The organism is Pelomicrobium sp. P1 (genome assembly GCF_052805615.1).
In genome coordinates, this window is record NZ_JBRBEM010000011.1 from 52,202 (window position 1) to 74,573 (window position 22,372).

The 22,372-nt window shown below is 65.2% G+C and carries 20 protein-coding genes, 1 other RNA gene and 2 pseudogenes; 9 read left to right on the forward strand and 14 right to left on the reverse strand.

Annotated elements, in window-relative coordinates:
- Nucleotides 1–32 precede the first annotated feature (32 nt).
- From ACUVYZ_RS11765 to ACUVYZ_RS11790, 6 genes are all read left to right on the forward strand, one after another.
- A complete protein-coding gene (locus ACUVYZ_RS11765; RefSeq protein WP_439934641.1) occupies nt 33–1,337 on the forward strand; it encodes a sensor histidine kinase in 1,305 nt (434 codons plus the stop codon).
- A 244-nt stretch (nt 1,338–1,581) separates the two neighbouring features.
- On the forward strand, nt 1,582–2,481 hold the full coding sequence (locus ACUVYZ_RS11770) for a HoxN/HupN/NixA family nickel/cobalt transporter (protein WP_446033065.1): 900 nt from the start codon (nt 1,582–1,584) through the stop codon (nt 2,479–2,481).
- Between the two features lie 227 nt (nt 2,482–2,708).
- Nucleotides 2,709–4,694 (forward strand): TonB-dependent receptor, encoded by a 1,986-nt coding sequence (locus ACUVYZ_RS11775; protein WP_439934643.1) that lies wholly within the window; start codon nt 2,709–2,711, stop codon nt 4,692–4,694.
- Nucleotides 4,695–4,703: 9 nt separating this feature from the next.
- On the forward strand, nt 4,704–5,348 hold the full coding sequence (locus tag ACUVYZ_RS11780) for an energy transducer TonB (RefSeq protein ID WP_439934644.1): 645 nt from the start codon (nt 4,704–4,706) through the stop codon (nt 5,346–5,348).
- Nucleotides 5,349–5,411: 63 nt separating this feature from the next.
- The gene (locus ACUVYZ_RS11785; RefSeq protein WP_439934721.1) at nt 5,412–6,095 is read left to right on the forward strand and encodes a MotA/TolQ/ExbB proton channel family protein; all 684 of its coding nucleotides are present in this window, start codon (nt 5,412–5,414) and stop codon (nt 6,093–6,095) included.
- Between the two features lie 5 nt (nt 6,096–6,100).
- The gene (locus tag ACUVYZ_RS11790; RefSeq protein WP_439934722.1) at nt 6,101–6,520 is read left to right on the forward strand and encodes an ExbD/TolR family protein; all 420 of its coding nucleotides are present in this window, start codon (nt 6,101–6,103) and stop codon (nt 6,518–6,520) included.
- An 86-nt stretch (nt 6,521–6,606) separates the two neighbouring features.
- Here the strand turns inward: ACUVYZ_RS11790 and chrA are convergent.
- From chrA to ssrA, 10 genes and pseudogenes are all read right to left on the reverse strand, one after another.
- Nucleotides 6,607–7,971, reverse strand: a pseudogene (gene chrA, locus ACUVYZ_RS11795) (chromate efflux transporter).
- Between the two features lie 185 nt (nt 7,972–8,156).
- Nucleotides 8,157–9,362: an MFS transporter gene (locus ACUVYZ_RS11800; RefSeq protein ID WP_439934645.1), complete on the reverse strand. Its 1,206-nt coding sequence runs from the start codon at nt 9,360–9,362 to the stop codon at nt 8,157–8,159.
- 244 nt (nt 9,363–9,606) lie between these two features.
- Nucleotides 9,607–9,864 (reverse strand): MoaD/ThiS family protein, encoded by a 258-nt coding sequence (locus ACUVYZ_RS11805; protein ID WP_439934646.1) that lies wholly within the window; start codon nt 9,862–9,864, stop codon nt 9,607–9,609.
- Nucleotides 9,865–9,877: 13 nt separating this feature from the next.
- Nucleotides 9,878–10,990, reverse strand: a complete 1,113-nt coding sequence (locus ACUVYZ_RS11810) for a glycosyl hydrolase (protein WP_446033066.1) — start codon at nt 10,988–10,990, stop codon at nt 9,878–9,880.
- Between the two features lie 121 nt (nt 10,991–11,111).
- Nucleotides 11,112–11,219, reverse strand: coding sequence for a DUF1579 family protein (locus tag ACUVYZ_RS11815; RefSeq protein WP_439934648.1), 108 nt, complete (start codon nt 11,217–11,219; stop codon nt 11,112–11,114).
- Nucleotides 11,216–11,599, reverse strand: coding sequence for a YciI family protein (locus ACUVYZ_RS11820; RefSeq protein WP_439934649.1), 384 nt, complete (start codon nt 11,597–11,599; stop codon nt 11,216–11,218). The genes ACUVYZ_RS11815 and ACUVYZ_RS11820 overlap by 4 nt, the downstream gene beginning before the upstream one ends.
- A gap of 44 nt (nt 11,600–11,643) precedes the next feature.
- Nucleotides 11,644–12,135: a VOC family protein gene (locus tag ACUVYZ_RS11825; RefSeq protein WP_439934650.1), complete on the reverse strand. Its 492-nt coding sequence runs from the start codon at nt 12,133–12,135 to the stop codon at nt 11,644–11,646.
- 322 nt (nt 12,136–12,457) lie between these two features.
- Complete coding sequence (locus ACUVYZ_RS11830) at nt 12,458–12,580, reverse strand: hypothetical protein (RefSeq protein ID WP_439934723.1); 123 nt, start codon at nt 12,578–12,580, stop codon at nt 12,458–12,460.
- 20 nt (nt 12,581–12,600) lie between these two features.
- Nucleotides 12,601–13,326 (reverse strand): annotated as a pseudogene (locus ACUVYZ_RS11835) (RNA polymerase sigma factor); the annotation flags it as partial.
- Nucleotides 13,327–13,400: 74 nt separating this feature from the next.
- Nucleotides 13,401–13,796: a transfer-messenger RNA gene (ssrA, locus tag ACUVYZ_RS11840) on the reverse strand.
- A 140-nt stretch (nt 13,797–13,936) separates the two neighbouring features.
- Between ssrA and ACUVYZ_RS11845 the strand changes: the two genes are divergently transcribed.
- Complete coding sequence (locus ACUVYZ_RS11845) at nt 13,937–14,851, forward strand: adenylate/guanylate cyclase domain-containing protein (RefSeq protein WP_439934651.1); 915 nt, start codon at nt 13,937–13,939, stop codon at nt 14,849–14,851.
- A 24-nt stretch (nt 14,852–14,875) separates the two neighbouring features.
- Here the strand turns inward: ACUVYZ_RS11845 and ACUVYZ_RS11850 are convergent, their stop codons facing one another.
- The 4 genes from ACUVYZ_RS11850 to ACUVYZ_RS11865 are packed head-to-tail and all read right to left on the reverse strand — an operon-like array spanning nt 14,876 to nt 18,354.
- The gene (locus tag ACUVYZ_RS11850; RefSeq protein WP_439934652.1) at nt 14,876–15,529 is read right to left on the reverse strand and encodes an HAD-IA family hydrolase; all 654 of its coding nucleotides are present in this window, start codon (nt 15,527–15,529) and stop codon (nt 14,876–14,878) included.
- Nucleotides 15,526–16,251, reverse strand: coding sequence for a bifunctional 2-polyprenyl-6-hydroxyphenol methylase/3-demethylubiquinol 3-O-methyltransferase UbiG (gene ubiG, locus ACUVYZ_RS11855; protein ID WP_439934653.1), 726 nt, complete (start codon nt 16,249–16,251; stop codon nt 15,526–15,528). Before ubiG ends, ACUVYZ_RS11850 begins: the two co-directional genes overlap by 4 nt.
- A 1-nt stretch (nt 16,252) precedes the next feature.
- Nucleotides 16,253–17,602, reverse strand: coding sequence for a TRZ/ATZ family hydrolase (locus tag ACUVYZ_RS11860; RefSeq protein ID WP_439934654.1), 1,350 nt, complete (start codon nt 17,600–17,602; stop codon nt 16,253–16,255).
- Nucleotides 17,603–17,658: 56 nt separating this feature from the next.
- Nucleotides 17,659–18,354: an OmpA family protein gene (locus tag ACUVYZ_RS11865; RefSeq protein ID WP_439934655.1), complete on the reverse strand. Its 696-nt coding sequence runs from the start codon at nt 18,352–18,354 to the stop codon at nt 17,659–17,661.
- A gap of 339 nt (nt 18,355–18,693) precedes the next feature.
- Between ACUVYZ_RS11865 and gyrA the strand changes: the two genes are divergently transcribed.
- Nucleotides 18,694–21,288 (forward strand): DNA gyrase subunit A, encoded by a 2,595-nt coding sequence (gene gyrA, locus ACUVYZ_RS11870; protein WP_439934656.1) that lies wholly within the window; start codon nt 18,694–18,696, stop codon nt 21,286–21,288.
- On the forward strand, nt 21,289–22,371 hold the full coding sequence (gene serC / locus ACUVYZ_RS11875) for a 3-phosphoserine/phosphohydroxythreonine transaminase (protein ID WP_439934657.1): 1,083 nt from the start codon (nt 21,289–21,291) through the stop codon (nt 22,369–22,371).
- Nucleotide 22,372: the final 1 nt, after the last annotated feature.

Genomic DNA, 22,372 nt, shown 5'->3' on the forward strand with positions numbered 1-22,372 from the left:
CGACAGCAGGGCGCGCTCTGCCCGAGCGGTCCGTGATTCCGGAAAACCTCGGCGAAGTCGGCGAATCCGTGTGGATCGACGTGATCCGCAAGATGGACGAGGTCTACAGCGAACTGTTGCAGTACGAGGTGGCGCTGGAGCAGAAGAACGCCGAGCTGGAGGAAACCCAGCAGTTCCTCTTCAGCGTCCTCACTTCCATGTCCGACATCCTCATCGTGTGCGACCGGAAAGGAGCGATCCAGGAGGTGAACCGCGCGCTCGTCAAGCTGGTGGGACGAGAGGCCGCGGCGTTGCGGGGCGTGTGCGTGCTGGAGCTGCTCGCTGACAAGGCTTCCCGGGAGCGGGCGGCTCAGTTTATTCACCACCTCCACGGGGAAGGCCTGACGGATTGCGAGCTGCAGTTCCGGGCGACCGATGGCACGGCGATCCCGGTCGCTGTGAACTGGACGCCTCGCTACAACACGGTGGGCAAGGCGGTGGGCATGGTGCTGGTGGGGCGCCCGGTGGGGGAACTCAAGCGCGCCTATCAAGCATTGCGGGAAGCGCATGAGGACTTGAAACGTACCCAGCAGCAGTTGGTGCATTCGGAGAAAATGGCCTCTCTGGGCCTGTTGGTGGCTGGGGTGGCCCACGAGCTCAACAATCCCATCAGCTTCGTCCTGGGCAATGTGCATGCCCTCAAGCGCTATGTCGGCCGCCTCTGGACCTATCTGGAAGCCGTGCATGCCGGTGCGCCCGAGGCCAGACTCGCCGAGCTGCGCCGCAGCCTGCGCATCGATCGGATCCTGGAGGACTTGAACCCCCTGATCGAAGGCACTATCGAGGGCGCCGAGCGCACCCGCGACATCGTCGATGCCCTGAAACGCTTTTCCGCTGCGGACAGCAATGAAAACGTGCGCTTTAACCTCCGGGAAGTCCTGGAGCGGTCGGTGCGCTGGGTGATCAAGGCTTCGGGCACCCACCTGCAGGTGGTGATGGACGTTCCGCCCGAGATCCCGGTCATGGGCTCCGCGGGCCAGATGCAGCAGGTGATCGTCAATCTCGTGCAAAACGCGGTCGACAGCGTCGGCAGGAAAGAGAATGCGCGGCTGGAGATCACGGGTCGGGCGAAGGACGGCCGCATCGAGATCGCTTTCCACGACAACGGCCCCGGCATTCCCGAACAGTACCTTCCCCGCGTGTTCGACCCGTTTTTTACCACCAAGCCGGTGGGCAAGGGCACGGGGTTGGGGCTGTCCATCAGCTACGGCATCGTCGAGCGTCACGGGGGGCGGCTTTGCGCCGCCAATCATCCTGAAGGGGGCGCGGTCTTCACCTTGGCCTTGCCCTTGGCGTGAGCCAGCGTCCAAGGGGATGCCAGGGGCGCGAACAGTTTGGAAAGCAACTTTCCACTCCCCCGTCCAGAAATTGCACAAAAACCATGAATAAACAATGGACCGGCTACATGGCACGGTTTTTGTTATGACAATTTTGTAAATCGTCATACCGCCGGGCCGGTCAAGGTTCGAGACGGCCGCCTCGACGGAGATGGCGATGGCTTCTGGGCGGATCGTCGCCTGCTCCTCTGCTGGGAGCCGCTCGATGATTCGCAGGGACCGGCCCACAGACGCGGCAGTTGAAAATCGGAGGAGAAACTTGGAAGCCTTACAGACGAACGGGCTCGCCTTGATGGTTCTGGCGTTTACGCTCGGATTGAAGCATGGGCTCGACGCAGACCACCTGGCCACGATCGACGGCCTGACCCGCTTCAACGCCCGGGCAAACCCAAGGCTTGCGCGGTTCTGCGGTTTCCTGTTCTCGCTCGGCCACGGGGCGGTGGTCCTGGCGGTCGCCTTGATGGTGGGCACGCTCGCCCAGCGATGGCGGATTCCGGTCTGGATGGAGGAGGTGGGAGGCTGGATTTCCATCGTTTTTCTGCTTCTCCTGGGAATACTCAACCTCACGGCAGTCCTCAAGACCGACCCCAGCGAAGTGGTGCGCACCATCGGACTCAAGGGGCGTTTTCTCGGCCGCCTGCAGAGGACCGGAAATCCGCTGCTCATCGCCCTGGTCGGCGCAGCCTTTGCCCTTTCTTTCGATACGCTCAGCCAGGCCGCGCTGTTTGCGCTCACAGGCGCCCAGTTCGGCCGTCCCTGGTATTCGCTGATGCTGGGGCTTTTATTCATGCTCGGCATGATGGTGACCGACGGTATCAATGGGCTTTGGATCTCGCGCCTGATCCAGCGGGCGGACGAGACGGCGCGCATTGCCTCGCGGGTGATGGGGCTGGTGGTTTCCAGCCTGAGCCTGGGGGTGGCGGGCTTCGGCATCGCCCGATACTTCTTTCCGGCGGTGGACCAGTGGAGCCGGGGCAAGGAGCTTGCTTTCGGGGCCATTGTGATCGTTGTGGTCGCGGCAAGCTTCGCGTTGGCGTTGCGCCTCGCGCGGCCGTCTTCGGCGCGTTTTGACTTGGACGGGAAAAGCGCCGAATTTTTTCCCTAACGGTAAGAAGAATTTAGTTTTTTTCATACGCCGCGACCCGGACGAGTCCTGGTGCGGGCAGGGGAAGCGCGTGTTGTGGCGTGATCGGTTTGGAGAAGGGGATCGACAGAATGGGCATGAGAAACCCGCCTCATAGGGGCCCTATCCCGGCTCGCCTTGCTCCGTGGCTTCTGGCCGGCCTCGGTTTGGGGTGGACGCAACCTGTCCTGGCGGGCGGCATCCCCACCTTGACGCTGGAACCCGTGGAAGTCACGGCCAGCCGCGAGGACCTCATCGGGACTGCCGATTCTGCGAACGTGGGAACGGTGAACCGGGCTCAGCTGGAAGCCCACCCGGTGTATCGAGTGGGGGAAGTGCTGGAGGAAACCCCCGGGCTGATCTTGACGCAGCACAGCGGGGAGGGCAAGGCGAACCAGTACTTTCTGCGCGGCTTCAACCTGGACCACGGCACCGATCTTGCGATTTTCGTGGACGGCATGCCGGTCAATCTGCGCTCCCATGCCCATGGCCAGGGATGGTCGGACCTCAATTTCATGATTCCGGAGCTGGTGAGTAGCCTCCAATACAAGAAAGGGCCCTACTACCCGGAGGAAGGAGATTTCGCGGCCGCCGGCGCGGTGCATATCCATTACGCCGATGCCCTGCCCCAGGGGGTGGCGTCCTTAGGCGGGGGCAGCGGCGGCTATGGACGCTTACTCGTGGCCAATTCTCCCAAATGGGGCGAGGGCCATCTGCTGTACGCGCTAGAGCTCTTTCATAACGACGGCCCCTGGACGCATCCGGACGATTACAAGAAAGTCAACGCCGTGTTGCGCTACAGCCAGGGCACGGCACTGAATGGGTTTAACCTGACCGCCATGGCCTACCACGGAACCTGGAACGCCACCGACCAGGTGGCGAAGCGCGCCGTGGACTCCGGCCTGATCGGGCGCTTCGACGCGCTGGATCCCACCGATGGGGGCGAGGCTTCCCGCTATAGCCTGTCCGGGGCCTGGAAGCGCACCGCCGGCAATTCGGTGACCCAGGCCAATGCGTATCTGGTCAGGAGCAAACTCAGTCTATTTTCGAATTTCACTTATTTTCTCGACGATCCCGTGAACGGCGATCAATTCGAGCAGCCCGACAGCCGCGTTTTCTGGGGAATGAACGCGAGCCACACCTGGCTTGGCAACTGGAACGGACGGGAGGTGGAAAACACCATCGGGCTGCAGGTGCGCAATGACAACATCTTCAACGGATTGTTCAAGACTCGCCAGCGGGAGACGCTCTCCACCGTCCGTCAAGATCACGTCACCGAGGGCAGCCTCGGCGTGTATTTCCAGAACCGCACTCAATGGCTGGAGAAATTCCGCACCGTGGCAGGGATACGCGGCGATTTTTATCGCGCCAAGGTCGAGTCCGACAATCCGGCCAACTCGGGCGAGGTGAGCGCCAGCATCGCCAACCCGCAATTGAGCTTGGTTTTCGGTCCCTGGGCGAAGACCGAGTATTACGTCAATCTGGGGGGTGGATTCCACAGCAACGACGCGCGCGGCGCCACGATCACCGTCACCCCGGGGAACGGCCCCAACGCCAACCTGCCCCAGGACAAGGCGCCGCTGCTGGTGCGCGCCAAGGGGGCCGAGGTCGGCCTGCGCAGCGCGATCGTGCCGGGTTTGCAGAGCTCTCTGGCCGTTTTCCTGCTGGACTTTGACTCCGAGCTGGTCTTCGTCGGCGATGCCGGAACCACCGAGGCGGGCCGTCCCAGCCGCCGCGTCGGCTTCGAGTTCGCCAACTACTACGCCCCCACCTCGTGGCTGACCGTCGATGCGGACTTCGCCTACGCGCGGGCGAGGTTCAGAAACGCCGATCCTGCGGGAGATCGCATCCCCGGGGCGGTGGAGGGGGTTGCGTCGATCGGCCTGTCGGTGGATCGCCTGGGCCCTTATTTCGGCGCGCTGCGGCTGCGGTATTTCGGTCCACGGGCCTTGATCGAGGACAACAGCGTGCGCTCCGATTCCACCACCCTGGTGGAAGCCCGGGTGGGATACAGGATCGACAAAAACCTCCGGGTGGCGTTGGACATCCACAATCTGTTGAACTCCCGGGACGATCAGATCGCTTACTTTTATGCCTCCCGCTTGCCGGGCGAGCCGGCTCAAGGGGTGAACGACATCCACTTCCATCCCGTGGAGCCGAGATCCTACCGCTTGACGCTGATCGCCAATTTCTAGCGTCTTGAGATGGATATCTTCTCCCCGCGCACCTCTCTATTCACCTTCGGACTGGTACTGCTGCTGCACGTCGCATTTCTGTACGCCTTGCAGTCCGGTTTGGCACGCGATCTCGCGCAGCGCGTATTACCCAAGGTGATGTACGCTGAAATCATTGCACCCCCCGTGCCGCAGCCACCTCCGCCTCTTTCGCCGCGACCGCCCGAAGTGGTGCACAAGCCTCGCATCGTGCAGCCGGCGATACCGCCCATGGCGGATCCAGAACCCAGCGAGCGCGCCATCTCTCCCCCAGAAGCGCCAGCGATAGTGGCGCCCACTTCCGAACCCGTGGCAATGAGCGCACCTCCTGCCCCCCCTGCCCCGCCCACGCCGGTGACACCGCCACGGTTTGACGCGGCCTACCTCAATAATCCCGCACCCGACTATCCCGCGCTGGCGCGGCGCTTGGGCGAGGAAGGACGGGTACTGCTGAGAGTGCTGGTCACCGCCGATGGTCGTGCCAGCCAGGTGAAGTTGCATGCGACGAGCGGCTCCGCGCGCCTGGACGAGGCCGCCGTGCGCGCCGTGGCGCAATGGCGTTTCGTCCCCGCCCGCCAAGGCGACCAGCCGGTGGACGCCTGGGTACTGGTGCCCGTCGTTTTCAAGCTGCAATGAAGGGAGGAAATCGTGAACAATCTTTACGGGCTAATCAATTTGTGGTCGCAGGGCGATTGGGTCATGCGGGGTGTCGCCCTCCTGCTGCTCACCATGTCCGTACTGTCCTGGTACGTGATGCTGATGCGCGGCTGGCAGGCGCTCCGCATGAACCGCCTAGCCAATATCGCCGAGCGTTCCCTGCGCGATGCGCGAGCGCTGTCCGACCTTGGGCCTCGACTTGAGCCTGCACCGGACAACGCCTTCCGGCGGGTGATCGACGAGGCCACGATCTGCCTTCAACTACACCCGGTCATGCGGGCGCGCGGCGACGCAGCCCCACCGGGTGCCGAGTGGCTGGCCAGCCACCTGCGCCAGGCGATCGATGACGCCTCTGCGCGCTTGCAGAGCGGGCTTGGTTTGCTCGCCTCGATCAGCAGTACCGCGCCATTCATCGGCCTGTTCGGCACAGTGTGGGGCATCTACCACGCCCTCATCGGCATAGGCATAGCGGGACAGGCCAGCATCGAAAAAGTGGCTGGCCCGGTGGGCGAAGCGCTGATCATGACGGCGCTGGGCCTGGCGGTGGCCATTCCGGCCACCTTTGGTTACAACGCGGCAGTACGCAACAACAAGGCCTTGCTTGCGCGGCTGCGCCGCTTTTCCCATGACGTCTGCACCTTCGCCATCACCGGCATGACACGACACTTGCCTGAAACCCACCGTGACGGGGCCCCCGTGCACGTGGTATCGATTGACGCGCGGTGAGCATGATGGCTTTCTCGACACTCAACGAAGACGACGATCTCAACGCCGAGATCAACACCACGCCGCTGGTGGACATCATGCTGGTGCTGCTGATCCTCTTTATCATCACCATTCCGGTCATGCACCACGCGGTGAAGATCGACTTGCCGCGTGCCACCAGCCAGCCCAACGAAGCAAAACCGCAGACCATCACGATCAGCATCGACACGCTGGGGCAAGTGTACTGGAATGAGCAACCCCTTGACCGGGCCGCCTTGCCGGGGCGCTTTGCCGAGGCGGCAAAGCGCGAACCGCAACCGGAAGTGCATATCCGTGCCGATCGCAAAACGCTCTATGAAAACGTCGTCGAAGTGATGTCAGATGCGCAAGCCAGCGGGCTGAGGCGGATTGGCTTCGTGACCGAACCGGTCCAAAATCATCCTTGAGCGCGGTAACCCGCGGCCTCGGATCGCCACGCTCGATAGACTTTGCTTTTCCTGTGAAGAGCCTATCGTCGTCCAGGCCGGCATCCTCAAAGGACGAGCTGGTAGACAAGGCCAGACACGCCGCACGCCGCGATGAGCGGGATGACGCCGACCTGGTAGCGGAAGAGCGAGACGACCGCCGCTAGCGCGATCAGGGCCGATACCCAATCGAAGTTCCCAGCAAACCCTTGCGGCCATAGCACGTGATAGCCGAAGAACAGGGCCAGGTTGAGGATCACGCCGACCACGGCCGCAGTGATCGCGGTCAGCGGCGCGGTGAACTTGAGGTCGCCGTGGGTCGATTCCACGAGCGGGCCGCCGGCCAGGATGAACAGAAAGGAAGGGAGAAAAGTGAACCACGTCACCACACAGGCCGCGACTGCACCAGCCGCGAAAAGCATGTCCGGCCCGAACAATGCCTTGACATAGCCACCCACAAAGCCGACGAAGGCCACCACCATGATGAGCGGCCCTGGCGTGGTTTCGCCGAGCGCCAGGCCGTCGATCATCTGCGTCGGCGTGAGCCAGCCGTAATGTCCGACTGCGCCTTGGTAGACGTAGGGCAGCACTGCATACGCGCCGCCGAAAGTGAGTAAGGCTGCCTTGGTGAAGAACCAGCCCATCTGTGTGAGCGTGCCATTCCAGCCGTAGAGCGCCGAAAGCCCTGCCATCGGCACGGCCCACAACAACGCTCCAATCACGAGCACGCGGACAAGGCGGCTTAAGTGAAAGCGGGCGTGCTCTGGCGGGGGGGTATCGTCGTCGATCAGCGCCGGACCGAAGGACTTGTCAACCTTGCCATGCCCGCCACCCGCCTTGAACTTGTCTGGGACGATGCGCCCGCCGAGATAGCCGATCAGCGCCGCGCCGGCAACGATCGCCGGAAACGGCACATTGAGCGCGAAGATGGCCACGAACGAGGCTGCGGAAATTGCCCACAGCACGTGGTTCTTGAGGGCCCGAGAACCGATGCGGTAGGCCGCATGCACGACGATGGCGGTCACGGCGGGCTTGATGCCATAAAACAGCCCGGCCACCAGGGGCACGTCGCCGAAGGCAATGTAGATCCACGACAGCACGATCAGGATGAACAGGGAAGGCAAGACGAAGAGCGTACCGGCGACGATGCCGCCCCAGGTGCGGTGCATCAGCTAACCGATGTAAGTGGCGAGCTGCTGCGCTTCCGGGCCGGGCAGCACCATGCAGTAGTTGAGCGCGTGCAGGAAGCGTCTCTCACTGATCCAGCGTCTACGCTCGACCAGCTCGGTGTGCATGACAGCGATCTGTCCGGCCGGACCGCCGAAACTGATGAAGCCGAGTTTGAACCAGAAGCGGAAAGCTTCCCAGAAGCTCACAACGGATGGCTGGGTTCTGGCGTCGTGTTGCGCCGGTGTGGCGGTGGATTGGCTCATGTCTTCGCCTCCTTTTCAAAGGCGGCCAGCAGGCCGTCGAACGCGCTGCCGGCGGTCGCCAGAAGTTGATCGTCGTAGGCCAATCGTCTCGCGCGAGCCCCTCAGCACCTGTTCGAGGCCGCTCGCCCCCGGGGGCGGTGTTTCCCAGGGCTCCGGGGGTTGTCGCTGAGCCGGGTACGCCCTTCTCAGTGCGCTGGTTTTACCCGCCGGAAGGCCTTGAGCAGCGCCAGATCATAGAGGATTTTCAGCATCCCGCACACTACCAACGGCGCGGCGAGCCATCCCGCCGCGAACAAGGCGCCGCCCAGAGAGGGGCTGAGCGCCGAGGCCAAGCTCCGCGGCACCGCAGTGTAGCTCGCCGCCGCTGCTCGTTCCGGCGGTGTGACCACGGCCATGACGTAAGCCGACCGGGTCGGCACGTCCATCTGCGACAGCGCAGCGCGTAGAAGCAGCAGACCCAGGGCAATCTCCAGACGAGGTGCGAATGCCGCCCCGATGAGGGCGAGGCTGGCGGGAATGTGGGTGAACACCATGGTATTGAGCAGGCCGATGCGACGGGCCACCCACGGCGCCGCGAGCTGAGAGAGGGCAGTGCAAAGCCCCGCCCAGAAGAAGAACGCGCCGGCTGCGGAAAGCGACAGCTCGAAGCGCTCGAACAGCCACAAGGCCAGCAGTGAGTGCACGATCAGCCCGCCGGCAAAGGCATCAACCGAAAACAACGCCGCTAGTTTGATGACGAGGCCGCGCGAGGGTCCAAGGGGGGCAGGCGGACTGCGGTGGGCTTGGCTGGACGACGGCCTCGGCAGCCGTGCGTACAGCAACCAGACCACGAAGCCGGCTGCGCCGTAGAGGACGAACATGGCCCGCAACGCGGTGAGGCGATCGACCCCCAGCGTTGCCAAACCGTCCGGCACGGCGGCGGCAAGCGCGCCGAACGCGGCGGCGAGCGCGCCAGTCAGGCTGTAACGGGCGAACAGCGCGGTGCGGACGTGGCCTTGGGCGGCTTCGGCCAGACGGGCGTGCTCCAGGGGGAGGAACACGCTGACATCGCCGGCGCTGGGATTCAGCGTACCGACAAAGGCGACCACCAGCAGCGGCCAGAACGCGGACAGGCTGGCGAAGGCAAGCCCCGTAGCGGTCATCAGCAGGGCCGCCCCGAGCAGCAGGCTGCGGTGGTGAAAACGATGTCCCCAGGCGCCCACGGCCAGGGTGGCGAGGGCCGATCCCAGCAGGGTCGCGGTGCTGAGCAGCCCCACCTCCCAGGTGCCAAAACCCAGCGCCAGCAGGTAAGCGGGCAGCAGCACGGCGACGTACCCGTCGCAGAGCGCCCGCATGCCGCGTCCGATGAGCAGCAGGCGCGCCTCGGGTGCGGCGCCGGCGGGCAGGATCACGCTCGCTCGGGCGCGAGGGCGGTTTTCTTCGGCGGGGCGGTTGTGCACCGGGTATCAAGGGCGTCCTGGATCATCCCGAATCGTATCGCAACATTCCCGGTTCGTATCGCGACGCCCCCGGTTGGAGGCCCGTGGTCGATCTGCAGGTAGTCGTTCGGAACGACCGCGAATCGACACAGTCCCCTTCTCGGTCGGCGCGTGGGAATCCTGAAGCTGGGCGCGTCCGCGCGCAGGTCCCGCGCCGTCAGCCGCCGCTTAACGCCTGGACGATGATCACTTCCTCGGTGGCGCCCAGCGGCTGCGCCAGATCGAAGACCTGCTTGCCGCCGACGAAGAAGCGCATGTGGGACCGGATCCCGTCCTGCTCGTCGATCATGCGGAAGCGGATTCCCGGGTATTGACGGTCCAGATCGTCGAGGAGCGCGGCGAGGGTGGAACCGCTCGCCTCGACCGACGATCGCCCCGTGTATGAACGCAGCGGGCTGGGGATGAGCACTTTCATCGGGTGGGTCTGCCTACGGTAATTCAGCCGCTTCCACGGCGTAGATCTCCGGAAGGTGCCGCGCGATACAGGCCCACTGGCGACCTTCGTCCCGGCTCATCCACAGCTCGCCGCTGGTGGTGCCGAAATACAGGCCCACGGGATCCTGCGCGTCCGCCGTCATCGCCTGGCGCTTCACGGTCCACCAGGCCTGGCTTTTGGGCAGGCCGTCGTCGAGCCGCTGCCAGGTCTCGCCGCCGTCACGGGTCGCATACACCGCTGGAGCCCCATCGGGACTGGTGCGCGGCCAGACGGTGGCGCCGTCCATCGGGAACACCCACGCGGTGTCCGCGTCCCGCGGGTGCACCACGATGGGAAAGCCGATGTCGCCGACCCGCTCGGGCATGGTCTTGCCGATGCGTATCCACTCGTCGGACGGACGGTCGAGCCGGTAAATGCCGCAGTGATTCTGCTGATACAAACGATCCGGGTTGCTCGGACAAAGCCGCACGCAGTGCGGGTCGTGGAACGTGGGATTGGTCGCATCGAAACCTTCCACCACGTCGAGCCCTTTCAGGAGGGGCGCCCAGGTCCGGCCCCCATCTCGCGATTCGTGCACCCCGCCGCCCGACATGGCGAAGTAGAGATGCTTGGGATCGCGCGGGTCGACGATGATGGAGTGCAGCTTCGGCCCATCGGGGGTGCCGTCCTGCACGGTGCCCATCCACTTCCGGTACCGGGGGTCGTCGTTGATGCTAGAGAACGGCGTCCAGGTGACGCCCCCGTCCTCCGAGCGGAACAGCCCCTGGGGCGAAGTTCCCGCGTACCAGACGTCCGGCTCGGCGGCGCGGGCGGGCGTCAGCCAGAACGTCTGGTCGACCACGCGGCCCTGCTCGCCCGCCGGCGCTTTGGCGAAGGCCGGCGGCCGCTCTGCTTCCTTCCAGGTGCGGCCCAGATCGGTAGAGCGGAAGATGGTCGGGCCCAGGTGCCCGGTCTTCGCCGCCGCGAGCAGCGTCCGCCCGTCGCGCGGGTCGAGCACGAGATGATTGACGATGTGACCGAGAAAGTGCGGCCCGTCGACCCGCCAGGCCTTCCGTGCTCCATCGCCGTGATACAACCACGCCCCTTTGCGCGTAGCGACCAGCACTACCACGCGACCCGTCGACCGGGAGCGCTGGGCGCGGGCGGCCGGGTTGCGGGTTCGAGTCGCGGTTTTCTCGGGATTGCTCGTCATCGATCGTTCCTCCTGGGAAGATTGAGCCGCGCCACTACTTCTTCCGGCGATAGTGGGCTGTCATGAAATGGTGCCATCGGCCGTCGTCGTCCAGACTGTGGGACGTCAGCACCCGATGATCGTCGCTCTTCAGTTCGATCACGTCCCTGCGCCGGCCTCCTTCGCCCTCCGTTTTGCTTCGGCTTGTACCGTTTCCCGGATCGGCCGGATCGGTCGTATCTCGATGCTGCCCACCCGCGCCGGTGGGATTTTCGAGGCTAGCTGGATGGGCTCGTTCAGGTCCTGCGCCTCGATCAGGTAGGAGCCGGCGAGCTGCTCCTTGGTTTCGGCGAAGGGGCCGTCGGTGACGGACAGCTTGCCGTTCCTGACCCGAACGGTAGTGGCGGTATGTACGGACTCTAGGGCCTCCGAGGCGATGCACTGGCCGCTCTTGCGGATCGCCGCGTCGTATTCCACGCAGTCTTCGTCGGGCAGCTCCGGGAGCCGTTTCTCGTCGAGATAAACCAGACACAGGTATTTCATTGCGTTCTCCTTTTCGTTGAGGGGGCGGCCCGTGCACGGGCTGGCTATTCTTCCCCGTATGCCTGCTTCAATTTCGCGATCTCGATCTTTTTCATTTGCAACATCGCCTTCATGACCCGTTCGGTTCGCCGGACATCCTTGTCCAGCAGCATCTCGATCAGGGCCGTCGGAACGATCTGCCAGGATACGCCGTACTTGTCCTTGAGCCAGCCGCACTGCTGCGCACTCGGGTCGCCGTCCTCGGAAAGCTTCTCCCAGAGATAGTCCACCTCCTCCTGCGTTTCGCAATGTACCTGAAACGAGATGGCCTCGTTGAATTTGAAGACCGGTCCGCCGTTCAGTGCGATAAACCCGTGACCGTCAATCTCGAACTCGACGGTCATGACCGACCCCTCGGGCCTTCCGTGAATCTCGTGGCCTTCCTTCCCATAGCGGCTGATTCTTCCGATCCTGGAATTCCTAAAGATCGACGTGTAGAACCTTGCGGCCTCTTCGGCCTGATTGTCGAACCAAAGGCAAGGGGTGATTCTCTGCATGGTGTTTCGCTCCTTTTGGGTGCCGGCAGAAGGAGAAGGGGAGAAGGCGATGACGGCCCCGTCCCGGATGTGCGCGGGGCCCTTCGAATGGCGCCTCTTTCTTCGTCCCGATCCCCATCTCGCGCCAGCGCTCGACCGCCTCCGATTTCATGCCGAGCGCGGTCTCGAAGTCTTCCAGCTCGAACAGTTGACGTACCTCGATTAAGTCTTTGTTTCTGAAGCCTGTGTAGTTTTCGGCCGGCCTGAGCGCCCGGCCTCCGGCTTTGAGGGCCGTTTACGATCCATAGTCGTTCGGCGGGGCGCCAAATCGACAATGGACCGATCAAGTTTGCAGCTCGGCCAGCCGCCGTCCGAGAAACCGCCGCTCCGGCGCCTGGCGCGTCAGGGCAAGGGCTCGCTGGTAAGCGGCCCGGGCCTCCGCCGTCCTTCCCAGCCGCCGGCACAGCTCCGCCCGCGCCGCGTGGGCTCGGGTTCAGGCAACAGCTCGACCAGCAGCCTCCCCAACCGGATCGCCTCCCCCGAGAGATCGGGCCGGGTGAGGGAGGCACCCGAGCTGGTGGCGTAGCCTTCGTTGAACACCAGGTAGATGACCCGCAGCACGCTGTCCAGCCGCTCGGGGAGCTCGGCTCGTTCGGGCACCTGATAGGGAATGCGGGCCTCTCGGATCTTCGCTTTGGCGCGCACGATGCGCTGGGCGAGGGTGGGGGCGGGAATCAAGAAGGCGTGGGCGATCTCTTCGGTGGCGAGGTCGCACACTTCCCGCAGCGTGAGCGCCACCTGGGCGTCGGGGGACAAGGCCGGATGGCAGCAGGTGAAGATCAACCGCAGCCGGTCGTCCTCGATGTCTTCGTCGCCGCTCCACGCCGGCGCGTCGGCAACGATCGCCTCCACCTGCTCGGCCATCTCGTCCAGGGGATCGAAGCGGGCGCGCTTGCGGATGCCGTCGATCGCCTTGAAGCGGCCGGTGGAGACGAGCCACGCCCGGGGGTTGGCCGGCATGCCTTCCTGGGGCCATTGCTTCAAAGCGGCCTTGAAGGCATCGTGCAGCGCTTCTTCGGCGAGATCGAAGTCGCCGAGCAGGCGGATCGGGGTGGCGAGCACTCGCCGGGACTCGGCGCGGTAGGTCGCCTCCACCGCCTCGCGCGCTGGCTCGGCTGTGCCAGGATTTCCCTCTCGGGGTATCTCCGCCATCCGCCCTAAGCTCCAGAAGAATCTGCCGGTTGAGCCGATGAGAAAACCCGGAAAGGTTCCGGGTTTCAGGAAAATGGTGGAGGCGGGGGGAATCGAACCCCCGTCCGCGAATCCTCCGCAGTCAGGCCTACATGCTTAGCCGGGTCTATTGCATCTCGCCTCGCGCCCGCCGGCCGGCAGGCTGACGCTTGGCCAGCCGCTTCGACGGATGCGCACGGCCAAGCGGCCAGACCGTGCGCAGGGGCTGATGTGAATGACGCTGCACCCCTTCGAGCAAGCTCGGCTTGCGCCTCCCTCGCCCGGCAGGGCCTAGCCCATCAGCAGGCTAGTGCAGCGTCTCGCCGGTGTTAGGCGGCGAGAGCGTAACGCTCGTCGTTGGCGTCTATTGGTTTCCAGTGGATTTACGAGGGAACTGGTCCTCGGCATGCCCTGCGCTGCTTCGCAACCCGCGTCGAAACCAGGTCGCCCCCTGCATTGGATGCAGAATTCTAGCGCTTTCAGACAGGTTCAACCTATGAGACCCGAGGATTTGCGATTCGTTCCACCGGTGATACCATTTCGGCTAAATGAAAAGTATATTTTCCTCAAATGCTTATAGTTTGTTCTTGATATGAGTCGAAGCCTGGCCCGATGCGCGGTGATGTTCGCCGATCTGGTGGGCAGCACCCGGATCTACGCCGTCCTAGGCAATCTGGCCGGCCGCGCGGTGGTGGAAGCCTTCGTGCAGCGGAGCGCCCGGGTCACCCAGGAGCATGGCGGCCGGCTGGTCAAGGCGGTGGGGGACGCCGCCTTGAGCGTCTTTCCCTCCGCGGACCAGGCGCTCCGCGCGGCCGGCGTCCTGCAGCGGCAGGCGGCGAGCCAGCCCTGTGCCGGGGAGAAGGTGCGACTCCACATCGGGATCCATTACGGGGATCTGATGGAGGAGGGGCGGGACATCTTTGGCGATACCGTGAACCTGGCCGCCTACCTGAGCGATATGGCAAGCCCGGAGCAGATTCTCACTTCCGAGGCCACCTACGGCACCCTCTCCGAAGAGCTCAAGGCGACATGCCGGCCCATTTTCCAGGTCCGGATCAAAGACACCGCCCGGGAGACGGTGATCTATCAAGTCCTTTGGGACCATGACAGCACGACGGTGACCGATTTGAACCTGGAGGGACGGCGCTTGCTGCCGGCGGACCCAGGCGGCTTGGTGCTCACCCACCGGGGGCAGCGGATCACCGTGGATCGTTTCCGTTACCGCGTCGTGATCGGCCGGGCTCTCCACTGCGATGTGCGGCTGGCGGACCGCTTCGTCTCCCGGGAGCATGCCATCGTCCGGCTGGAGGGGGTGCAGTTCTATCTCACCGACAGCAGCATCAATGGCACCGTGGTGGAATTCGAGGACGGCCGTTCCATTCAGCTCCTGCGGCGAGAGATTTCCCTGGAGAGCGCCGGCTGGATCTGGCCCGGCGGCAAGCGGGGTGCATCCTTTGAGGATGCGGTGCGCTTCGAGCGGGACCGCCGTTCGCTCTATCGGGTCTAGGTCCGGATTTGTCTTCTCTCTTCTCTAAAGGAGGTCGAGCAGCTCCAGCGGCTGGGTGATGGCGCCCTGGGCGCCCCAGGCCTGCCACGGCCTGCCGTCACCCAGGTAGCCGTAGCGGGCCACGACGGGACGCATGCCGGCGGCGAGGCTCGCCTGCACGTCCCGCTCGTCGTCGCCCAGGTAAAGGCACGCCGGCGGCTCGATGCCCACCTGCCGGCTGGCGGTGAGCAGGGGTTCGGGGTGGGGCTTGGGATGAGGGCAGGTGTCGGCGCTGACGATGCAGCGGGCGCGGCTTGCCACGCCCAGGGCCGCGAGCAGGGGGCGGGTGAAACGCTCCGGCTTGTTGGTCACGATGCCCCATACGATACCCCGGGCCTCGAGCCTGTCCAGCAGCTCGGGAATGCCGGGGAAGAGCCGGGTGTGGCGGCACAGGGCCTCGCTATAGAGGGCCAGGAACTCCTCCCGCAGCACGCCGTAATCGGGGTCTTCCGGCGTGAGGCCGAAGCTCAGGTGGAGCAGACCCCGGGCACCCGCCGAAGCGTGGGGTCGCACCGTTTCGATGGCCAAAGGAGGCAGGTTTCGCCGCTCCCGCATGCGGTTCAAGGCATGACCCAGGTCGGGGGCGGTATCGGCGAAGGTACCGTCCAGGTCGAAGAAAACCGCTCGGGGACGGGTCATGTCTTCCGGGTGAGGGCGAAGTAGTTCACGTCGATGTCGGCTCCCAGGGCGTACTGCCTGGTGAACGGGTTGTAGGTCAGACCGGTGAAGCCCGTCACGTCGAGCCCTGCCTCGCGGGCCATGCGGGCGAGCTCGGCCGGGCGGATCAGGCGGGCGTACTCGTGGGTGCCGCGGGGTAGCAGCCCCAACACGTATTCCGCTCCCACGATGGCGAAGAGGAAGGACTTCAGGTTGCGGTTGATGGTGGAGAAGACCACCGGCGCCCCCGGCCGGGCCACGGCGGCGCAGGCCTTTACGGTGCTCGCGGGATCCGGCACGTGCTCCAAGAGCTCCATGCAGGTGACTACGTCGTAGCGCTCCTGCATTTCGGCCGCCAATTGCTCCACCGAGCAGTGGCGGTAGTCCACCTGCAGGCCGCTTTCCAGCAGGTGCAGTTTGGCTACCTTGAGGGCTTTTTCTCCCAGGTCGATTCCTGTCACCCGGGCGCCCCGGGCCGCCATGCTTTCGGCGAGAATCCCGCCCCCGCAGCCCACGTCCAGGACCTCTTTGCCCGCCAGCCCGCCGGCCGCCTCTTCGATGAGCTTCAGGCGCAGGGGGTTGATGTCGTGCAGCGGCTTGAACTCGCTGTGGGGATCCCACCAGCGGTGGGCGAGCTGGTTGAATTTCTCGATCTCCAGGGGATCGACGTTGTTCATGGCCTCAAGCCCGGATTCGCGGGCCATTTCAATTGCCGTCTTGTCGAACGTTGGCGTCCGCTTTGGCGATGCGGCGTCCCCAGCGGCTCGCGCGGGTGGCGAGCTCGCCCGGCTCCAGGGTGGTGAGCCGCCCGTCGTCCAGCAAGAGCCGCCCCTCGACCCAAACGTGGCTCACGTGCTCCCGGCCGGCGGCGTAGACCAGGTGGGACTGGGGATCGTAGCAGGGAGTAAGCTCCAGGGCGCCCAAGTCCACCGCGGCCATGTCGGCCCGTTTCCCCGGGACGAGGGAGCCGATTTCCTTTTCTAGACCGAGGGCCCGGGCCCCGTCCAGGGTGGCCATTTCCAGGGTGCGGTGGGCGGGAAGGGCGTCCGCCCGGCCGCTCACCGCCTTGGCGAGAAGGGCCGCGGTGCGCATCTCCTGGAAGAGGTCGAGCCGGTTGTTGCTGGCCGCCCCGTCCGTGCCGAGCCCCACGTTGACGCCTCGCTCCACGAGCTGGGCGATGGGGGCGAAACCGCTGGCGAGCTTCAGGTTAGAGGAGGGGCAGTGGGCGACGCTGGCGTTGGCGCGGGCGACGAGCTCCATCTCCTCCGGCGTTAAGTGCACCATATGCACCGCCACCAGGCCGGGTCCCAGGAGCCCGAGGCGCCGCAGCCGCTCCAAGGGCCGCACCCCGTACTGGCGCAGGCTTTCCCGGATTTCTTCGTCGGTCTCGTGCAGGTGCACGTGGATGGGCACCTGGAGCTGCTCCGCGTAGGTGAGCAGCTTTTCGAAGGTCCTATCGCTCACGGTGTACGGGGCGTGGGGCGCCATGCAGAAGGAGAGCAGGGCGTTCGCCCGGTGCTCGTCCCTCAGCGCCATGCCCTTGCTCAGATAGTCGTCGGGATCGGCGGCGTAGGGTGTGGGGAAATCCACCACGATCATCCCTAGGGCCGCCCGCATCCCGGCCTCCATCACCGCCCGGGCGGCCGCCTCGGGGAAGAAATACATGTCGTTGAAGCAGGTGATCCCGCCCCGGATCATCTCGGCGCAGGCGAGGAGCGTCCCGTCGTGGACGAACTCGGGCGTCACGAAGCGCATCTCCGCCGGCCAGATGTGCTTCTGCAGCCATTCCATAAGGGGCAGATCGTCCGCGAGACCCCGCAGCAGGGTCATGGCAGCGTGGGTGTGCAGGTTGACGAGCCCCGGCATGAGGGCGTGGCGCTCGAGCCGCAGGCGCTCCCGGGCCTCGAAGCGTCCTTCGGCTTCCTGCCAGGGCAGCAGGGCGCGGATGCGGCCGTCCCGGACCGCCACCGAGTGGCGCTCCAGCACCCGGCCCGCCGGCTCCATGGGCAGCAGCCAGCGGGCGTCAACCAGAAGATCGACCGTGTCGCGCGCCATAAAAAGAAAGCCCTGCGCGGGCAGGGCTTTGTTCGTCCGCGGAAGGCGGCTTGCGCTTACTTGCGGGTGCCCGCCACCTCCACTTCCACACGCCGATCCGGCTGATAGCACTTGATGAGCGCCGCGCCGCGCTTGCCCTTGCAGTCCTCGGGCTTGGTGACGGGATCGGATTCGCCCTTGCCGTCAGTGTACACCTTGTTGGCCGGGATGCCCTTGGACACCAGGTAGGCCTTCACCGATTCGGCCCGGCGCAGGGAAAGCTTCTTGTTGTAGGCCTCGGGGCCGATGCGGTCGGCGTGGCCCACGGTCACGATGACTTCGTACTCCACCCCTTCCAGCTTCTGCACGAAGTTGTCCAGGGCTTGCTTGCCCTCCGGCCGCAGCTCCGCCTTGTCGAAATCGAACAGCACGTCGGCCGCGAAGGTGACCTTCTCCGGCATCATCACGGGAGCCGGCGCGGGGGCCGGGGCAGGCGCCGGCGAGGGCGCCGGCGCCGGGGCGACCGGGGCGGGCGCGGGTGGCGGCGCGGGCGGCTCGGCCTTCTTCACCAGGTCCGGATCGCACTCCTCGATGGCCATCGCCGGGGTCCAGTAGCCGGCGCGCCAGCACTGTCCGTAGCTGTTCTTGGTGACCGTGCCGCGGGAATCCACCCAGTAGCCGGACTTGTCCGCGGCGGCGAGCACCGGGCCCGATGCGAGAACGGCGGCAGCCGTCAGGCCCAACATCAGATGCTTCGGGGAGTAAGTTTTCATGCTTGCACCTTTCTTGTTCGTTCCAAAAAAAAAGCAATACGAGCCCCGGCGGGGAGGTGTTCACGAATGCTCCGGGACTCCCTTTGCGCCTCGAGTTAACGCAAAACCTCTGTTGAACGAGGTCGATCCGCGCTAGGGCGTGAAAGCATTATCCGGTTAAAATCTTTGTTATGTCAACCCCTTGCGCGCGCTCCTGGCGCCTGGAATCAGGAACCGCGGATAGTCCGTGCCAGGTTGTCCATGATAAAATTTTCGTTTTTTTGAATTGAATGTTTGCGCCATGCCGTGCAGGGTGCAAGCGCCGGGCCTGTTTCCCGTTATGTGAGCCGTTTCGGCCATATGGATTCATTCGCTAAAGAAACCGTTCCCGTCAGCCTCGAAGAGGAAATGCGCCGCTCTTACTTGGATTACGCCATGAGCGTGATCGTGGGCCGGGCGCTTCCCGACGTGAGGGACGGCTTAAAGCCCGTGCACCGGCGCATCCTGTACGCGATGCACGAGGCCAACATCGTCTGGAACCGGCCGTACGTGAAATGCGCCCGGGTGGTGGGCGACGTGATGGGGAAATACCACCCTCACGGCGACGCCGCCATCTATGACACCCTGGTGCGCATGGCCCAAGACTTCTCCATGCGCTATCCCTTGATCGACGGCCAGGGCAACTTCGGCTCGGTGGATGGGGACAACCCGGCGGCCATGCGCTACACCGAGTGCCGGCTGTCCCGCATCGCCTCCGAGCTGATGGCCGACATCGACAAGGAGACGGTGGATTTCCAGCCCAACTACGACGAGAAGGAGCGGGAGCCCGTCTGCCTGCCCACCCGGGTGCCCAATCTGTTGATCAATGGGTCCTCGGGCATCGCGGTAGGCATGGCCACCAACGTGCCGCCCCACAACCTGCGGGAAGTGGTGGACGCCTGCCTTGCGCTTCTCGCGCGGCCGGGAATGACCATCGACGAGCTGATGGAGATCGTCCCGGCGCCGGATTTTCCCACCCGGGGAATCATTTACGGCCTGGAGGGCGTGCGGGAGGGCTACCGCAGCGGGCGCGGCCGGGTGGTGATCCGCGCCCGCACCCACGTGGAGGACCTGGAGAAGGGGGACCGCCAGGCCATCGTCATCGACGAGCTGCCTTATCAGGTGAACAAGGCGAACCTGCTGGTGCGCATCGGCGAGCTGGTGCGGGAAAAGAAGCTGGAGGGCATCGCCGACCTGCGGGACGAGTCGGACAAGTCGGGCATGCGGGTGGTGATCGAGCTCAAGCGCGGCGAAATGCCGGAAGTGGTCCTGAACAACCTGTACAAAGAAACCCCGATGCAGGACACCTTCAGCATGAACATGGTGGCCCTGGTGGACAACCAGCCGCGGCTGCTCAACCTGAAGGAGCTGCTGGAAGCGTTCCTGCGCCACCGCCGGGAGGTGGTGACGCGGCGCACGGTGTACGAGCTGCGCAAGGCCCGGGAACGGGGCCACATCCTGGAAGGCCTGGCGGTGGCCCTGTCCAACGTGGACGAGATCATCGCCTTGATCAAGGAGGCCCCCTCGCCGGCGGCGGCCAGAGAGCGGCTGATGGAGCGCATCTGGCGCTCCGCGCTGGTGGAGGAGATGCTGGCGCGGGTCGACGCCGAGGCGGCCCGCCCCGAGGGCCTGGCGCCGGAATTCGGCCTGTCCGCCCAGGGCTACCGGCTCTCGGATGTCCAGGCTCAGCGCATCCTGGAGATGCAACTGCAGCGCCTGACCGGGCTGGAGCGGGACAAGATCGTGGCCGAGTACCGGCAAGTGATGGACGCCATCACCGACCTCCTGGACGTGCTGGCGCGCCCCGAGCGGGTGGACGCCATCGTCGCCGACGAGCTGCGGGCCGTGAAGGAGCAGTACGGCGACGAGCGCCGCAGCGAGATCGTCACCCGGGCCCAGGAGCTGTCCCTGGAAGACCTGATCACGCCCGAGGACGTGGTGGTGACCCTGTCCCACGCGGGCTACATCAAGTGCCAGCCCGTGGCCGACTACCGGGCCCAGCGGCGCGGCGGCCGGGGCAAGCAGGCGGCGGGCACGCGGGAGGACGATTTCATCGATCACCTCTTCATCGCCCATACCCATGACTACATCCTGTGCTTCTCCAACCGGGGCAGGCTCTACTGGCTCAAGGTCTACGAGGTGCCCCAGGGGGCGCGCCTGTCCCGGGGCAAGCCCATCGTGAACCTGGTGCCCCTGCAACCGGAGGAGAAGATCACCGCCGTGCTGCCGGTGAAGGAGTTCGACGACCAGCATTACGTCTTCATGGCCACCGCCCAGGGGACGGTGAAGAAGACGCCCCTCTCCGAATTTTCCCGGCCCCGCCCCTCCGGTATCATCGCGGTGGAGCTCACCGAGGGCGACTTCCTGATCGGCGCCGAGCTCACCAGCGGCCACCAGGACGTGATGCTGTTCTCCGACGCGGGCAAGGCGGTGCGCTTTTCCGAGGAAGACGTGCGGCCCATGGGCCGGCTCGCGCGGGGCGTGCGCGGCATGCGGCTGGAGCCGGGGCAGCAGGTGATTTCCCTGGTGGTGGCGGACGGGGAGGAGCGGCAAGTGCTTACCGCCACGGAAAACGGCTACGGCAAGCGTACGCCCTTGGCCGAGTACCCGCGCCATGGCCGGGGCGGCCAGGGGGTGATCGCCATCCAGACCACCGCCCGCAACGGCAACGTGGTGGCCGCCACCCTGGTTGCGCCGGAGGACGAGGTGATGCTGATCACCACGGGAGGCGTGCTGATCCGCACCCGGGTAGCGGAAATCAGCGAGATGGGGCGCGCTACCCAGGGGGTGCGGCTCATCGACCTGGACGCCTCCGAGAAGCTGGCGGGGCTTGGCAAGGTGGTGGAGTCGGAGGCGGAGGGAGAAGCCGCCGGGGAGGCCAGGGTGAGCACGCCGGGCGAAGGAGAAGAGCGGTAAATGGGACGCGTCTACAATTTCAGCGCGGGGCCGGCGGTGCTGCCGGAAGAAGTGCTCGCCCGGGCGCGGGACGAGCTGCTCGACTGGCACGCGAGCGGCATGTCGGTGATGGAGATGAGCCACCGCGGCAAGGAGTTCGTTTCCATCGCGCGAAAGGCCGAAGCCGACCTGCGGGAGCTTATGGCCATTCCCGCCCACTACAAGGTCCTGTTCCTGCAGGGGGGGGCGACGGCCCAGTTCGCCGCGGTGCCGATGAATCTCCTGCGGGGGAAGCGCAAGGCCGATTACGTGAACACCGGCCACTGGGCCAAGCGGGCGATGGCCGAGGCGAGGAAATACTGCGAGGTGCACGTGGCCGCCAGCGCCGAGGACCGCAACTTCAGCTACGTGCCGCCCCGGGACCGCTGGAGGCTCTCTTCCGACGCGGCCTACGTGCACATCACGTCCAACGAGACCATCGGCGGCGTGGAATACCACTGGATTCCCGACACGGGCGACGTGCCCCTGGTGACGGACGCCTCATCCCATATCCTGTCCCGGCCGATGGACGTGACCCGCTTCGGCCTGATCTACGCCGGCGCGCAGAAGAACATCGGCCCGGCGGGGCTCGCCATCGTCATCGTGCGGGAGGACCTGATCGGGTCGGCGCTGACCGCCACTCCCAGCATTTTCGACTACAAGGTGCAGGCGGAGAACGAGTCCATGCTTAACACGCCGCCCACCTTCGCCATCTACATCGCCGGGCTCGTGTTCGAGTGGATCAAGGACAAGGGCGGGCTCGCGGCCATGGAGCGGATCAACGCGGAGAAGGCCCGCCTGCTCTACGATTTCCTGGACTCGAGCGACTTCTACGCTTCTCCGGTGGCGAAGGCGGACCGTTCCCGCATGAATGTCCCCTTCACTCTCAGGAATCCGGCCCTCGACGAAGAATTCCTGCGGCAGGCGAAGGAGCGCGGCCTGGTCCAGCTCAAGGGGCACCGCTCGGTGGGGGGCATGCGGGCGTCGATCTACAATGCCATGCCCATCGAGGGGGTGCGGCGGCTGGTGGAGTTCATGCGCGAGTTCGCGGTGAAACACGGCTGAG

Excerpts from the sequence above, each read along its gene's own strand:
- ACUVYZ_RS11770 (WP_446033065.1), top strand. The coding sequence starts at position 1,582 with ATGATTCGCAGGGACCGGCCCACAGACGCGGCAGTTGAAAATCGGAGG.
- ACUVYZ_RS11780 (WP_439934644.1), top strand. The coding sequence starts at position 4,704 with ATGGATATCTTCTCCCCGCGCACCTCTCTATTCACCTTCGGACTGGTA.
- ACUVYZ_RS11785 (WP_439934721.1), top strand. The coding sequence starts at position 5,412 with ATGCGGGGTGTCGCCCTCCTGCTGCTCACCATGTCCGTACTGTCCTGG.
- ACUVYZ_RS11790 (WP_439934722.1), top strand. The coding sequence starts at position 6,101 with ATGGCTTTCTCGACACTCAACGAAGACGACGATCTCAACGCCGAGATC.
- ACUVYZ_RS11805 (WP_439934646.1), bottom strand. The coding sequence starts at position 9,864 with ATGAAAGTGCTCATCCCCAGCCCGCTGCGTTCATACACGGGGCGATCG.
- ACUVYZ_RS11820 (WP_439934649.1), bottom strand. The coding sequence starts at position 11,599 with ATGAAATACCTGTGTCTGGTTTATCTCGACGAGAAACGGCTCCCGGAG.
- ACUVYZ_RS11825 (WP_439934650.1), bottom strand. The coding sequence starts at position 12,135 with ATGCAGAGAATCACCCCTTGCCTTTGGTTCGACAATCAGGCCGAAGAG.
- ACUVYZ_RS11845 (WP_439934651.1), top strand. The coding sequence starts at position 13,937 with ATGAGTCGAAGCCTGGCCCGATGCGCGGTGATGTTCGCCGATCTGGTG.
- ACUVYZ_RS11850 (WP_439934652.1), bottom strand. The coding sequence starts at position 15,529 with ATGACCCGTCCCCGAGCGGTTTTCTTCGACCTGGACGGTACCTTCGCC.
- ubiG (WP_439934653.1), bottom strand. The coding sequence starts at position 16,251 with ATGGCCCGCGAATCCGGGCTTGAGGCCATGAACAACGTCGATCCCCTG.
- ACUVYZ_RS11860 (WP_439934654.1), bottom strand. The coding sequence starts at position 17,602 with ATGGCGCGCGACACGGTCGATCTTCTGGTTGACGCCCGCTGGCTGCTG.
- ACUVYZ_RS11865 (WP_439934655.1), bottom strand. The coding sequence starts at position 18,354 with ATGAAAACTTACTCCCCGAAGCATCTGATGTTGGGCCTGACGGCTGCC.
- gyrA (WP_439934656.1), top strand. The coding sequence starts at position 18,694 with ATGGATTCATTCGCTAAAGAAACCGTTCCCGTCAGCCTCGAAGAGGAA.
- serC (WP_439934657.1), top strand. The coding sequence starts at position 21,289 with ATGGGACGCGTCTACAATTTCAGCGCGGGGCCGGCGGTGCTGCCGGAA.